This window comes from Streptomyces endocoffeicus (assembly GCF_016741935.1).
GTDB lineage: Bacteria > Actinomycetota > Actinomycetes > Streptomycetales > Streptomycetaceae > Streptomyces > Streptomyces endocoffeicus.
In genome coordinates this window covers 77,454-92,141 of the sequence record NZ_JAERRG010000008.1, presented here as the reverse complement: position 1 = coordinate 92,141, position 14,688 = coordinate 77,454, and the positions used below count along the sequence as shown (strand labels likewise).

Genomic DNA, 14,688 nt, shown 5'->3' with positions numbered 1-14,688 from the left:
TCCCCCGCCTCAGGCCGCTCCCGCCCCGGTGAGGGCCCGCACCTCCGTCTCGGCGTGCTGGGCGGCATGGCCGGGCACGTCCGCCGGGGCCGGTGAGGTGACCGTCCCGAACCAGCCCGCGAGGAACCCGAGGGGCACCGAGACCAGCCCCGGGTTCTGGAGCGGGAAGAGGTGGAAGTCCACCCCGGAGAAGATCGCGTCCGGGCCGCCGGAGACCACCGGGGACAGCACCACCAGCACCACCGCCGGAAGCAGCCCCCCGTAGACCGACCAGACCGCGCCGCGCGCGGTGAACCGCCGCCAGAACAGCGAGTACAGCAGCACCGGAAGGTTCGCCGACGCGGCGGCGGCGAACGCGAGCCCCACCAGGAACGCCACATTGAGGTCCTCGGCGAGCAGCCCCAGACCGATCGCGGCCGCCCCGATCCCCACCGCGGCGATCCGCGCGACCACCACCTCGCCACGCGGGGTGCGGCCTACCCGCCTGCTCAGCGAGGAGTAGAGGTCATGGGCGACGGAGGCCGAGGAGGCGAGGGTGAGCCCGGCGACGACGGCCAGGATGGTGGCGAAGGCGATCGCGGCGACGACCGCGAACAGCACCGTGCCCCCGGTCGATCCGGCGCCGCCGCCGAGGTCGAGCGCGAGCAGCGGAACGGCCGTGTTCCCGGCCGCGTTGGAGGTCCGTACGGCATCGGTGCCCAGCACGGCGGCCGCGCCGAAGCCGAGCACGATCGTCATCAGGTAGAAGCCGCCGATCAGCCAGATGGACCAGATCACCGAGCGGCGGGCGGCCCGGGCGGTGGGCACGGTGTAGAAGCGCGACAGGATGTGCGGCAGCCCGGCGGTGCCCAGCACCAGGGCGAGGCCGAGGCTCACGAAGTCCAGCCGGGCGGTCCAGTCGCCGCCGTACTTGAGCCCGGGGGCGAGGAAGTCCACGCCGTGGCCGCTGTTGCGCGCCGCGGTGCTGAGCAGGGTGTCGAGATCGCCGCGGAAGCGGACGAGGACCAGGGCGGTCAGCGCGATCGCCCCGCCCAACAGCAGCCCGGCCTTCACGATCTGGATCCAGGTCGTGGCGCGCATCCCGCCGAGCGCCACGAAGACCACCATCAGGGTGCCCACGCCGATCACCGTCCAGGCGCGGGCGCGGCCGCCCGTCTCCCCGAGCAGCAGGGCGACCAGACTGCCCGCGCCGACCATCTGGGCCACGAGATAGAGCACGCAGACCGTGACCGAGGAGATGCCCGCGGCGATCCGGACCCGGCGCTCCCGCATCCGGGCGGCCAGCACATCGGCCAGGGTGAACCGGCCGCAGTTGCGGACCAGTTCGGCCACCAGCAGCAGGACCACCAGCCAGGCCACGAAGAAGCCCACGCAGTACAGCACCCCGTCGTAGCCGAAGAGCGCGATCAGGCCGGAGATCCCGAGGAAGGACGCGGCGGACATGTAGTCACCGGCGATGGCGAAGCCGTTCTCCATCGGGGAGAACAGCCGCCCGCCCGCGTAGAACTCCTCCGGCGAGCCGTGCCGCCGGCGCCCCGCCCAGGTGGTGATGGCCAAGGTGGCCGCCACGAAGACGCCGAAGAGCAGCAGCGCCAGGCTCTGCTGATCGCCGGTCACCGCCCGTGCCCCCGCATCATCTCCTGCGTCACCCAGCGGAGTTCGAGCGCGACCCGGTCCCGGCGCAGCCGTGCGTGCCGGGCGTACGCCCAGGTCAGCAGGAAGGTGGTGGCGAACTGCGCGAGCCCCGCGACCATCGCCACATTGAGCGTGCCCACGACCGGGCGGGCCATCAGCCGGGGTGCGGTGGTGGCCGCGACGACATACGCGAGGTACCAGATGAGGAACGCGGCGGCCGCGGGGAACACGAACCGGCAGTAGCGCCGGCGCACCTCCTGGAAGGCGGCGCTGCCGTGCACCTCCGTGTAGACCGCCTGGGCGGCGGGCGGACGCGCGCGTCTGGGTTCGCCCTCCGTGTCGTCCGCCTCACCCCAGCCGGAAGCGAGCGCGTCGTACCACGGGTCCTCCAGCCGCGCCGCTCCCGTGTCGCGCGCGTTGTGCATGTCCACCCCGAACACTCCTTGTTCACTGCGGCATTCGCCGCGTGGCCAAGGATGTGCAGATCAGAAAGATCCAGAGCCCTTCAATACCGGACCTTCACCCCATCAGGTGACTCAGGTGATGAACGCCCCGGAAACGGCACGACAAAAGCGGGCAGCACGGGGAAACGCCGGCGGGGTCCCCCGGATGGGAGACCCCGCCGGACCGGCCCTGCCGAGGGGCCGGGCGTCAGACGTCGATGCGCGACCGGTCCAGGGTCGCCGCCGAGTTGGTGATGAACTCCTTACGGGGCGCGACCTCATTGCCCATGAGCAGGTCGAAGGCGCGCTCGGCGGCCTCCAGGTCGCTGATGTTGATGCGCCGCAGTGTGCGGTGGCGCGGGTCCATCGTGGTCTCCGCGAGCTGGTCGGCGTCCATCTCACCGAGACCCTTGTAACGCTGGATGCCGTCCTTGTAGCGGACCTCCCGGCGCTGGAGGTCCAGCAGCGTCGCCTGGAGCTCCTGGTCGGAGTAGGTGTAGAGGTACTTGCTCTGCCCCCGCTTGGGGTTCACCAGCTCCACCCGGTGCAGCGGCGGCACCGCCGAGAAGACCCGCCCTTGCTCGACCATCGGCCGCATATAGCGCTGGAAGAGGGTCAGCAGCAGACAGCGGATGTGGGCGCCGTCGACATCGGCGTCGGCGAGGAAGATCACCTTGCCGTAGCGCGCCTGGTCGATGTCGAAGGTCCGGCCCGAACCCGCCCCTATGACCTGGATGATCGCGCCGCACTCGGCGTTCTTGAGCATGTCCGAGACGGACGACTTCTGGGTGTTGAGGATCTTGCCGCGGATCGGCAGCAGCGCCTGGAACTCGGAGTTCCGGGCGAGCTTGGCCGTACCGAGCGCAGAGTCGCCCTCGACGATGAACAGCTCGCTGCGGTCCACGTCGTCGCTGCGGCAGTCGGCCAGCTTCGCGGGCAGCGAGGAGGACTCCAGCGCGGTCTTACGGCGCTGCGCCTCCTTGTGCTGACGGGCCGCGATGCGCGTACGGGCCGCGGCCACGACCTTCTCCAGGATGGCGCGGGCCTGCTGCTTGTCGTCCCGCTTGGAGGAGGTCAGGAACGCCTTGAGTTCCTTGGCGACCACATTGGCCACGATGCGGGAGGCCGCCGAGGTGCCCAGCACCTCCTTGGTCTGGCCCTCGAACTGCGGCTCCGCCAGCCTTACGGTCACCACCGCCGTCAGGCCCTCCATGGCGTCGTCCTTGACGACGTCGTCCTCGGCGACCCGCAGCAGCTTGGTGGCGCGCAGCGCCTCGTTCACCGTCTTGGCGATCGAGCGCTCGAAGCCGGAGACATGAGTGCCGCCCTTGGGGGTGGCGATGATGTTGACGAAGGACTTGACCGTCGTGTCGTAGCCGGTCCCCCAGCGCAGCGCGATGTCGACGCCCAGCTCGCGGGAGACCTCGGACGGGGTCATGTGGCCGCGCTCGTCGAGGACCGGCACGGTCTCCTTGAAGGTGCCCTCCCCGGACAGCCGCAGCACATCGCAGACGGCCTTGTCCTGGGCGAGGTACTCGCAGAACTCGCTGATCCCCCCGTCGTACCGGAAGGTCTCCTCGACCGGCCCCTCCTGCCCCTCCAGACCCCGCTCGTCCCGGACCACCAGGGTGAGCCCCGGCACCAGGAACGCGGTCTGCCGGGCGCGCGCGTACAGCGTCTCCACGGAGAGCTTGGCGTCCTTGAGGAAAATCTGGCGGTCCGCCCAGTAACGGGTGCGGGTGCCGGTGCGGGTCTTGGGAACCCTCTTGCCCTTGAGGAGGCCGCTGGACGGGTCGAACGGGGCGTCCGGCCCGGATTCGGTGAAGATCCCGGGGACGCCGCGGCGGAAGCTGATCGCGTGGGTCTTGCCGCCGAGGTCCACCTCCACGTCGAGGCGGGCGGACAGCGCGTTCACCACGGAGGCGCCGACGCCGTGCAGGCCGCCGGAGGCCGCGTACGCGCCGCCGCCGAACTTTCCGCCGGCGTGCAGCTTGGTCATCACGAGCTCGACGCCGGACAGCCCCGTCTTGGGCTCGATGTCCACCGGGATCCCCCGGCCGTTGTCCCGCACCTCCACGGATCCGTCGTCGTGGAGGATCACGTCGATGTGATCGCAGAAGCCGCCCAGGGCTTCGTCCACCGAGTTGTCGATGATCTCCCAGAGGCAGTGCATGAGACCACGGCTGTCGGTGGAGCCGATATACATGCCGGGGCGCTTGCGCACCGCCTCGAGCCCCTCGAGGACGAGAAGGTGCCGCGCGGTGTAGTTACCGCCGCCCCGGTCTGCTCCGGTCAGCAGCGCAGTGGACGGCACGGACGTGTCGGCGGTCACGCGGTTCGCTCCTCGCTGAATTTCTTGTTGGCCCGGCTATGGGCACGATGGTGGCACGGTCGCCCGACAGAGCGTACCGAGGCTTGATAGAGCCTTTGTGCCGCCACCCGTTGAAACGTCCATGCTAGTCGCACCGGCCACCGTTTCGCTCGTACGTTCGATAGCTCACGGCGGTGCCGCACAGATCACGTTCCCTTTCAGGCATGAACCATTTAGGCTCCGGGCACGTCCTCATTCACAACCGGCAACCCGGCCGGGAGGGCAAACCAGACAATCGACGCGAAGCATCAAAGCTAGGCAATACGGCTCATTCGCCGCCAAACGTCACCATCCGGCCTACTCAGAAGCAACTTTTGGGAAAAAGCCACGAGCGGGAACGATTTCAGGCTGGTTGGATGTTGACCCTGGTACGACAGCTCGTCGAGCTAGAGAAGAGGCGACGTGACTACTGTTCTGACCCCCGCGAGCCCGTTGACGGCCGCTGACCGCTGCGATCGCTGCGGCGCCCAGGCGTACCTGCGCGTCGTGCTGATCAGCGGTGGTGAACTGCTCTTCTGTGCCCACCACGGGCGCAAGTTCGAGCCGGAACTCAAGAAGATCGCCGCGGAAATACAGGACGAGACCGAGCGACTCACGGCCGTTCCGGCGTCCGCGTCCGAAGACGAACGCTGACGCCTCATACCCACGACGACGAGCGACGCCGGCCCAGGGCCGGATTCCGGGCGGTCTGCCCCCTGAGCGGGGCGGCCGCCCACGCTCGTACCGTGGGTCTTTCCGCACTTCCGGCATGCCCCGGGGGCAGTCCTTCGGCATGACCCAACGGCCCCGCGGAGCTCGCTCCAGGACCCCTTCCAGGCCCTTCCACAGGCGCCCTCGGCCTCCGCGTCAGTCATGGGCGGCCACCAGGCCGGCCACCGAGGAGATCCTCGTGTAGACGCCGGGCCGCCCCGCCACGGCGCATCCACTCCCCCAGGACACCAGGCCCACCAGCTGCCCCCGGACCACCAGAGGCCCTCCGCTGTCCCCCTGACAGGCGTCCCGGCCCCCGTCCGGCAGCCCGGCGCAGACCATGGAGCGCGGGTCGTAGTCCCCCTCCGCGTTGCCCGGATAGGCGCTCTTGCAGACGCTGTCGGCCAGCACCCGGACCGTCGCGGTGCGCAGCGACGAGGCATAGGTGCCATCGCCCTCCGTATCGCCCCAGCCGTACACCGCGGCCCGCTCACCCGGCCGGTACGCCTGGTCGCCGGTGCCCGCCATGCGGATGGAGTAGGCCGCGGGCACCGCGACCCCCAGGGTGAGCACCGCGATGTCCCCGGCCCGGTTGTCGCCCTCGTAGGCCGGATTGACCCACACCCGCGCCGGCGGGTACTCCACCCCGTCCTTCTTCCGCAGGTCGTTGCGGCCGATGATCACCTTCAGGTCCCGTACCTCGCGCCAGTCCTTGCCGAGCACCCCACGGCTCAGACAGTGGGCCGCCGTGACGACCGTTGTGGGGCCCACCACCGCCCCGCCGCAGAACTGGCCCGACCGCTTCTCGCCGAAGAGCTCACGGCTGGCCACGGCCACCGCCCAGGGCGCCTCGACCGTACGGGCCGGATGCCCGCCGATCACCACCCGGTCGGCCGTCGCCGGGGCGGGCGCGGTGAGCACTATCGCGAGCGCGGCGGCCAGCGGCACCGCCGGGGCGATGAGGAGCGAGCGGGGCGACCTGGGCATGCGGCCTCCTGACCATACGGAGCAAGACGCATACTCAGCGTTACCCCCTCCGTCGCGAAGCGCATCCCGAGTGGGCCAAGCGGGGAACAGGACACCAGGGAGACCTGGCACCGCGCAGCGCGAAGGCCGGACCCCCCTCGGAGGGAGTCCGGCCTTCGCGCGGTAGCGCTTCCGCTATGAGGCGGCTATGAAGCGGCGGTCCACATCAGTCCAGGTAGTCGCGGAGAACCTGGGAGCGGGACGGGTGGCGCAGCTTCGACATCGTCTTGGACTCGATCTGACGGATGCGCTCACGCGTCACGCCGTAGACCTTGCCGATCTCGTCGAGGGTCTTCGGCTGACCGTCGGTGAGGCCGAAGCGCATCGAAACCACGCCCGCCTCGCGCTCGCTGAGCGTGTCGAGCACGGAGTGCAGCTGCTCCTGCAGCAGGGTGAAGCTGACCGCGTCGGCCGGCACGACCGCCTCGGAGTCCTCGATGAGGTCACCGAACTCGCTGTCGCCGTCCTCGCCCAGCGGGGTGTGCAGCGAGATCGGCTCACGGCCGTACTTCTGGACCTCGATGACCTTCTCGGGGGTCATGTCGAGCTCCTTGGCCAGCTCCTCCGGGGTGGGCTCACGGCCCAGGTCCTGGAGCATCTGGCGCTGGACGCGCGCCAGCTTGTTGATGACCTCGACCATGTGCACCGGGATACGGATGGTGCGGGCCTGGTCGGCCATGGCGCGGGTGATCGCCTGACGGATCCACCAGGTGGCGTACGTGGAGAACTTGTAGCCCTTGGTGTAGTCGAACTTCTCGACCGCGCGGATCAGACCGAGGTTGCCCTCCTGGATGAGGTCCAGGAAGAGCATGCCGCGGCCGGTGTAGCGCTTGGCCAGCGAGACCACCAGACGGAGGTTGGCCTCCAGGAGGTGGTTCTTGGCGCGGCGGCCGTCCTCGGCGATGATCTCCAGCTCGCGCTTGAGCTTGGGGGCCAGCTTGTCGGAGTTGGCGAGCTTGTCCTCGGCGAACAGACCGGCCTCGATGCGCTTGGCGAGCTCGACCTCCTGCTCGGCGTTGAGCAGCGGGACCTTGCCGATCTGCTTGAGGTAGTCCTTGACCGGGTCGGCCGTGGCACCGGCCGCGGCGACCTGCTGCGCGGGGGCGTCGTCCTCGTCGTCGTCGGAGAGCACGAAGCCCGCGTTCTCCGGCTCGGCCTCGGCGCCCTCGGGACCGGGCTTGCCCGGTGCCTCCTCGATGACCTCCTCGCCCTCGAGGAGCTCGTCGGTGACGTCCTTCTTGGCGGTGGTCTTCTTCGCGACCGTCTTCTTGGCGGCGGTGGTGGCGGTCTTCTTGGCGACCGCCTTCTTGGCCGCGGTCTTCTTGGCGGCGACCTTCTTCGCGGGTGCGGCCATGGCCTCACCGGCCGGGGCAGCGCCCGGGTCCGCGGTGGGGGCGGCCGGGGCGGCGGGGGCCTTCTTGGCGGTGACCGTCTTGGCCGCGACAGTCTTGGTGGCGGTGCGCTTTGCCGGGCTCTTCGCTGCGACGCTCTTACGGGTGCGCTTGGGCGCCTCTGCGGCACTGACCATCAGCGTCACACCCTCCTCGTCGAGGATCTGGTTGAGGCTGCGCAGTACGTTCTTCCACTGGGTTGGCGGAATCTGGTCAGCCTCGAAGGCCCGGCGCACATCGTCGCCGGCGATCTGCCCCTCAGCCTTTCCCCGCTCGATGAGCGCCATGACAGACTCCGACTCGGCGATCTCCGGCGGGAGCGTACGGGATGTGCTGGCCGACACGAACAACCTCTCGGAACGTTGGAAACGGCTTCCGGCTCAGTCCGCTGAGGAACGGAGCCGACGACCGCCGGCAGGGATGAACCGACGGCGCGGGCGGAGTGCGGAGGAGTACAGCGTTTTGAGCGACATCCGTATTCCCTCCGCGGCTGCCACCTCTTTAATCATCGCGCTGCCCCAAAGAGCGTTACGCCCAATACTCGTGGCCCGAGTCACACCCCATAACGGTCTTAATGCCCATCCAACGGGACAGAAAACTCCCAGTCGCGCACCGATGGGAGCCACACGGCGCCGATCGATCAGTTCGCGCCGCGCCGCCGAACCCGCGACGCGGGATCCGGCGACGCCCTCTCGTACGCCGTACGGCATTCATCGGGCCGGAACTCGCCGCCTACTGACACCGCCTTGCCGTACGTCGTACGCCGCACGCTCCGGACGCCCGGCGATCCGGGCGACCGGACGCGCCGCGGCTCAGTGCTCGCGCGGCGCGGGCACCCCGACCTCGGCATGATCGAGATCCGGGTGGACGGTCAGCAGCTGGCGCATCGCCGCCTCGGCCGCCGCGGCGTCACCCTCGCCGACCGCCTCGACGATCCTGCGGTGGTGGGCGACCCCCGCCTCGGTGAGGCGGTCGCAGCCGGAGACCGGGGCCCCGGAGACATGGAGCGCGGCAGCGACGATGCCCGCCAGGTGCTCCAGCATCCGATTGCCCCCGACCTGGAGCAGCAGCGCGTGGAACTCGGCGTCGGCGCGGGCGAAGGTGAGGGCGTCACCCTGGGCCAGCGCATGGCTCATGATCTCGACCATGTCGCCGAGCCGCTGCTGCACCTCCTCGCGGCCGTGCCCGGCGGCGAGACGGGCGGCCAGCGGCTCGATGGTCCAGCGCAGCTCGCACAGCTCACGGCGCTGGTCGTCGCGCTGTGGACCGAAGGCGCGCCACTCGATGATGTCCGGATCGAGCAGGTTCCAGTCGCTGACCGGGCGGACCCGGGTGCCCACATTGGGGCGGGCGCTGACCAGGCCCTTGGCCTCGAGGACGCGCAGCGATTCCCGTACGACGGTGCGGGAGACCTCGAAGCGCTGACCGATCTCCTCGGGGACGAGCGGACGGTCCGCGCCCAGGTCACCGGAGACGATCATCTGGCCCAGCTGCTGAACGAGTTGGCCGTGCAGCCCGCGGCCCCGGTTGCCGGCCGCGCGTCGGCCCACCCGGCCGATCTCCGCCTCGGCACCGTCCCAGGAGGAGGGGGCGCTGCCGCGGTCGGCGCCGGGGGCTTCGGCGTAGGAGTAGCGGTCCAGCTCGCCCGAACCGGCCAGGCCGGAGTCGGCGGGGCGAGCCGCGGTCATCGTGGTGTGCGCAAGGGTACTCACGCATCCTTTGTCGGCGACGCCTCGGAAGCCCTTGAGGTCTTTGGTGAAAAGCACACGAAAGGGTGATCGCCCATTACCTCATAATTGACGCTCAATCGGACAGAAAGAAGCATCCTTCGGGGAGTTGCGAGCAGTTCGCGTGACGGCTGCGCGAATCCGCTTCGGGCCTGCTCCACTGGCTGGGTACGGGGCCGGGCGGGCTACGGACCGAGCGGGCCGCGAAGTGGGGGGGCTACGGGGTGGAGGGCTACGGGGTGGGGGGTGCGTCTGAGCGGGCGGGCTGGTGGTCGACCGCGCGGGCGTGGGCACCCGGCGCGGGGCGGTTGCTACTGGCGGGTGCTCTTGCCGCGCAGACCGGTGAGGGCGTAGGCGCACAGCAGGACGGCCACCGACAACATCAGCGCCTGTCCGACCGGTTGGGACGCGAGCCGCAGCGCGACCGCCAGCCCTCGGTCGATCATGGAGGGCGACCGGTCCAGCGTCGCCGCGCGCAGCCGGTGCGGCAGCATGACCAGCGAACGCAGCGACGGGTCCTGCGCCGCGCGCTGGACGACGGGCACCGCGAGGATCGGCACGGCGAGCAGGGTGGCCAGCCCGAGCGCGGTGGAACGGAAGACTCCGGCGGCGAGCAGCCCGGCCCACGACGAGCCGATGGTCAGGCCGAAGACGCCGACCACCAGCGCGGGCCAGTCGCCCGGCAGCGGCACCGCGTTGCCGCCCACGAGCAGCAGGAGCGCCGCGCTGTCGAGCACGATGACGCCGAGCGACAGCAGGACGGCACCGGCCGCGCAGACCGCGAATTTGGCGGCCAGCAGCCCGAGTCGGCGGGGTACGGCGTCCCGGGTCGCGGCCAGTGCCGGAAAGCGGAACTCGTCGCCGAAGGCCAGGGCGCCCAGGAGACCGGCCGCGATGGCGACGGGAGGCAGCGGGAGGTCGGCCGGCCAGCCGGTGAGCCGGTGCAGCTCCCCGGTGCCACCGGCGCGGGCGAGCAGCACGGAGGCGAGGAGCGAGGCCACGATGGAGGCGACGCCGATCAGCCAGCCGGTCCTTACGCCGGTGGCGCGGCGCACCTCGTAGCGCATCGGCCAGGCGGGGCCGGGGAAGCGGAGCTTGGGGAGCAGCCGCAGCGGGGGCGCCTCGGGGTCGCGGGCGCGGGCGGCGGCGGGAGTCCCCGGGCCCAGATCGGCGGTCTCCTCGACCAGCCGGTGGACCACGATGCCGTGGCGGTAGGCGGTCTCCCCGACGGAGGCGGAGGACAGGCCGTAGACGGAGATGTGGGTGTCGTCGTCCCGCACCACGGAGAACGGGTCGGCGGGCGCGGCGACCGGCTCCTCCTCGGGCTCGGCCCCGCCGGCTCCGATGCCGGCGCCGACGCCGATACCGATGCCGACGCCGATGCCGACTGCGGTCCGCGCGTGGGCCGCTTCGGCGCCGACCGGGTCGGTGTCGGCAGCGGGGGCGGGGATGGAGGCGGGGGCGGGGATGGAGGCGGGGGCAGCAGCGGGGACAGCCTTGTCCGCCGGGTTCGCCGTGCTTGCAGTGTTCGCCGCGTCTGCCTTGTTCGCCTTGTCGCCGGCCGTCTTGTCTTTGGGCGTCTTGTCGTTGGCCGTGGCTTCCGCGGTGGCCTTCTTCGCTTCGGCCCCGGCAGAGCCCCGGGTGGCGAACTGGGGCCTCCTGACCTTACGCCAGATCGCCCTCTTCCTGACCTTGGGCCCGGCGCTCTCGGCCTTGACGACGTCGCCCCCGTCGGCCACGTCGGGCTGGGCCGTGTCAGCCTGGGCGACCTCGGCCTTGGCCGCGAGCTCGGCCACCGCGCGGGCCTCCTCCGCCGCCTGGGCCTCGGCCAACTGCCGGGCGGCCTCGACCTCCTCCTCCAGGACGGCGGCGAGGCGGCCGACGAGCGGCGAGTGGACGACGACACGGGGGCGCAGCCGGGTACGGGCGAACTCGTCCACCGGCTGGTCGGCCACCAGCCGCCCCGCCTCCAGGGTGAGCACCTGGTCCGCGAGGCGGATCACGCCCTCGGCGTCCTCGGTGGCGACCAGGACGGCGCCGCCCTGGGCGGCGAATTGGCGCAGCAGCCCGTACAGCCAGGCGGTCTCCCGGGCCGACAGGCCCCGTGCGGGCTCATCGAGGACCAGGGTGTGCGGGTCCCCGAGCAGCGCGGTGGCGATCTCGAGACGGCGCTCCGCCCCGGTGGACAGATCACCGAGACGCTCGTCCGCCAGATCGGTGAGGCCGACCACATCGAGCACGACATCGGCGCGTGCGGCGGCCACCCCGGCCGCGGCACCGAGCATCCTCAGATGCCCCCGCACGGTGCGGCCCGGGTGACCGGGGACGTCCTCGAGGAGAACGCCGATCTCATGAGCCGGGCGCCGGATGCGGTGCAGGGGGCGGCCCCGGAAGAAGGCGGAGCCATGGCCCCGGTCGAGCTGCAGCAGTAGCCGCAGCGCGGTGGTCTTGCCCGCGTCGGGGCCGCCGAGCAGCGCGGTGACCCGGCCCGCCGGGGCCTCGAAGGTGAGGTCGTCGACAACGGGCGGTTGGTTGCGGCGGGGGGTGCTGGTCAGTCCGGTGGCCTGGATCATGGCTTCTCCCGCGGGGCATGGAACCGCTCGATGGCACGTGGGGACTGGTGGCGTACCGGAGAACGTTAACCCGCTATGTCCTATTTCGTCAGGACATAGCACTCCCGGGGAGTCGTCGTGTCATGGCCCGTCACACCTCGGGACGAAGCATGGGCGGATTGAGCACCGTCGCCCCTCCGGCCCGGAACAGCTGGGCGGGACGGCCGCCCTGACGGGTCGTCGTACCGCCTGTTGGCACCAGGAAGCCCGGGGTGCCGGTGACCTTGCGGTGGAAGTTGCGCGGGTCCAGGGCCACGCCCCACACCGCCTCGTACACCCGGCGCAGCTCGCCGACCGTGAACTCCTGCGGGCAGAAGGCGGTGGCCAGCGAGGAGTACTCGATCTTGGAGCGGGCGCGCTCGACCCCGTCCGCGAGGATGCGGGCATGGTCGAAGGCGAGTGGGGCGGCCAGATCGCTGTCGCGCCCGAAGGCCCCTTCCTGGTCGAGCAGCGACTCGACCGGCGCCCAGCGCACACTGTGCGCGTCGCCCCCGGCCCGGGGCGCGGGCAGATCGGGCGCCAGCGCGAGATGCGCCACGCTGACCACGCGCATCCGGGGGTCCCGCTTCGGGTCGCCGTACGTGGCGAGCTGCTCGAGGTGGGCGGCGTTCGGAGGGACCGGAAGCGTGGGGTCATGGGCGAGCAGCCCGGTCTCCTCGGCCAACTCCCTGGCAGCGGCGACGGCGAGATCCTCATCGGGCCGTACGAAACCGCCGGGCAGCGCCCACCGACCCTTGAAAGGCGGCTCCCCGCGGCGAACGGCCAGCGCACACAGCGAATGCCGCCGCACGGTGAGCACGACCAGATCAACGGTGACGGCGAATGCCGGGAAAGCCGACGGGTCGTAGGGCATGACGCGATCATAGTCGTCTGCCTGACGATAATCAGGCCCTTGAGCATGATCACCGATGTTCGTGAAATCGCTCTCTCAAGCGCTCGCCTGCACGATTCCCACACCCCCTTCCGAATCCCCCGAGCCGCCCTACGCGGGCAGAGCGCCACACCCCCGACCCACGGCCCCCCGGGCCGCCACGCCTCGGCAGACCTCCCTCGCTCGCCGTTCGCTGTCCGCTGTCCGCCGTCCGCCGTCCGCCGTCCGCTGTCCGCCCCTAGCAGCCGGGCTTCAGCACACCCGCCGACCGTCGCCGCCGGTGGCTCAGCCGCCGAACTCGTCCAGCGGATCGGAACCTCCGAGGGCAATCCGCCTGCCGCCCCTGGCCCCCACCCCAGGGCTCCCCCGGCCTGGCCGGGTCAGCGGCGGCTGCGCGTTCCCCGGCTGCCGGTACGGCGCCGGGTGCGCGGCCGCCCTTCCGGACGGCGCCTGCCACCCGGGGCGCTCGTCCCCGCCGGTGCGCTCCTGCCGCCCCGGCCCGCCGCTCCGTTCGGTCGCTCCCGCGCCGGCTGCCGCTCCGTCTCGTCTTCCGTTTCCTGCGCTTCCTCCAGCTCCTCCGCTTCCGCGCGGGCGGCCGTCTCGGCGGACTCAGCCGACTCGACCGGTCCGGCCGTTTCCATGGCCGTTTCCAAGGCCGTTTCGGCCGAGGATCCAGCCACTTCCCGCGGCTCGGCTGCAGCCAAGTCGCCGAGCCTCTCCAACTCCGCGTGCACCGCGGCGTGCACGGCACGATCGGCGCGGTCAGCCTGGTCGGAGCGCTCAGACTCCTCCCGGCGCAGGCATTGACGCAGCAGCTTCGGATGGACCCCCTCATTGCACGCCTGGTGCAACAACCTCGCGAAGAGGTAGTCGGGATCAACACGCAGGGCACGCCCGAGCGCCACCCGTGCCATGAGCTCATCACCCGCCGACCAGGCGACCCACCCCGCCAGGGTGAGCGGCGCCGCCGCATACTCCCCGTAGGAGCCGACACAGCGTCGGGCCAGCGCGCGCCACAGCCGCAGCGCCGCGTCGGCGTCCGCTTCCTCCATCCAGCCGGCCACCCGGTCCCGGGTCCGTCGATCCTGCAGCCCGATGATCATCGCGGCCGCCTCCTGATCGTCGAGCAGACCGTCATCGCGGAGATCAGCCGCACAGGCGTCAGCGACCGGCGGCGCGGCCTGGAACGTGTCCAGCATCCGGCCCATCAGAGCGAGGGTCTGCGCACGCACCGTCGCGGAGCCGGCGCCGTCCAGAATCCTCGGCACAAGATCGGCCCCGGCCGCGTCCAGCGCCCGCTCCTGCCCATCGGCCCGAGGCACCCCGAGCGGGGCGAGCCTGGCCTCCATCTCACGCAGCGAGCCGCGCACCTGGACCCCCGCGAACGTCGCCGCCGCGGCCATGACCGACGTGCCGGGCAGGGCGAGCGGAACGCCTTCCGGCGGACAGCAGCGCCGGTCGGGACAGACATACGACCAGAACCGGCCGCCGGAGATGCACAGCGCCTCGAACACCGGCACCTCCAACCCGCCGCACGCGATGCGCAGCCGCTGAGAGAGGGGCCGCAGCCGCTCCATCGCCTCCTGCGCGGACTCACCCTCGGCCGGCTCCTGGCACAGGAACAGAACGACCCCGTCCGGCCGCACACCACGCCGCTCGCTGCCGCTGATCAGGCATTCGGCGAGCTGATCGCAGACCTCGGGCCACTCCTCCGGGACCCGGGGAATGCCGAGCCTGAGCCTGCCGCCGAACCGGCCGCGGGCGCCGTGCAGCGCGATCATCACGATGCTGTCGTCCGGCTGGAAGCCCAAGACATAGGGCAGGGCATCGGCGAGCTCGGCCGGGCTGCGGAGGGTGACCTGCTCTTCGCCGGGCAGACCGGCCGCTTCGTTGTGTCGAGTCATGGCCCGACGGTCCCTCAG

10 protein-coding genes are annotated in these 14,688 nt (G+C 71.2%); 1 reads left to right on the top strand and 9 read right to left on the bottom strand.

Features of this window, described 5'->3' with window-relative positions:
• Positions 1–9: 9 nt before the first annotated feature.
• The 3 genes from JK364_RS20960 to JK364_RS20950 form a co-directional block, all read right to left on the bottom strand.
• Positions 10–1,617, bottom strand: coding sequence for a monocarboxylic acid transporter (locus JK364_RS20960; protein WP_201852672.1), 1,608 nt, complete (start codon positions 1,615–1,617; stop codon positions 10–12).
• On the bottom strand, positions 1,614–2,066 hold the full coding sequence (locus JK364_RS20955) for a DUF485 domain-containing protein (protein WP_201852671.1): 453 nt from the start codon (positions 2,064–2,066) through the stop codon (positions 1,614–1,616). The genes JK364_RS20960 and JK364_RS20955 overlap by 4 nt, the downstream gene beginning before the upstream one ends.
• 220 nt (positions 2,067–2,286) lie before the next feature.
• On the bottom strand, positions 2,287–4,410 hold the full coding sequence (locus tag JK364_RS20950) for a DNA gyrase/topoisomerase IV subunit B (protein WP_201852670.1): 2,124 nt from the start codon (positions 4,408–4,410) through the stop codon (positions 2,287–2,289).
• A gap of 441 nt (positions 4,411–4,851) precedes the next feature.
• On the opposite strand from JK364_RS20950, the gene JK364_RS20945 reads away from it, so the two are divergent.
• Positions 4,852–5,082, top strand: a complete 231-nt coding sequence (locus JK364_RS20945; protein WP_037964812.1) for a DUF7455 domain-containing protein — start codon at positions 4,852–4,854, stop codon at positions 5,080–5,082.
• Between the two features lie 213 nt (positions 5,083–5,295).
• Here JK364_RS20945 and JK364_RS20940 read toward each other — a convergent pair whose 3' ends face one another.
• The 6 genes from JK364_RS20940 to JK364_RS20915 form a co-directional block, all read right to left on the bottom strand.
• Complete coding sequence (locus JK364_RS20940; protein ID WP_201852669.1) at positions 5,296–6,126, bottom strand: S1 family peptidase; 831 nt, start codon at positions 6,124–6,126, stop codon at positions 5,296–5,298.
• 205 nt (positions 6,127–6,331) lie between these two features.
• Entirely contained in the window at positions 6,332–7,900 is a 1,569-nt protein-coding gene (locus tag JK364_RS20935) for an RNA polymerase sigma factor (protein WP_201852668.1), read from the bottom strand.
• Positions 7,901–8,368: 468 nt separating this feature from the next.
• Positions 8,369–9,322, bottom strand: coding sequence for a FadR/GntR family transcriptional regulator (locus tag JK364_RS20930; protein WP_307841339.1), 954 nt, complete (start codon positions 9,320–9,322; stop codon positions 8,369–8,371).
• 272 nt (positions 9,323–9,594) lie between these two features.
• The gene (locus JK364_RS20925; RefSeq protein ID WP_201852666.1) at positions 9,595–11,856 is read right to left on the bottom strand and encodes an ATP-binding cassette domain-containing protein; all 2,262 of its coding nucleotides are present in this window, start codon (positions 11,854–11,856) and stop codon (positions 9,595–9,597) included.
• 130 nt (positions 11,857–11,986) lie between these two features.
• Positions 11,987–12,748 carry an NUDIX hydrolase gene (locus JK364_RS20920; RefSeq protein WP_201852665.1) on the bottom strand — a complete coding sequence of 254 codons (762 nt, stop codon included), beginning with the start codon at positions 12,746–12,748 and terminating at the stop codon, positions 11,987–11,989.
• A gap of 398 nt (positions 12,749–13,146) precedes the next feature.
• The gene (locus JK364_RS20915) at positions 13,147–14,670 is read right to left on the bottom strand and encodes a DUF4192 domain-containing protein (RefSeq protein WP_201852664.1); all 1,524 of its coding nucleotides are present in this window, start codon (positions 14,668–14,670) and stop codon (positions 13,147–13,149) included.
• Positions 14,671–14,688: the final 18 nt, after the last annotated feature.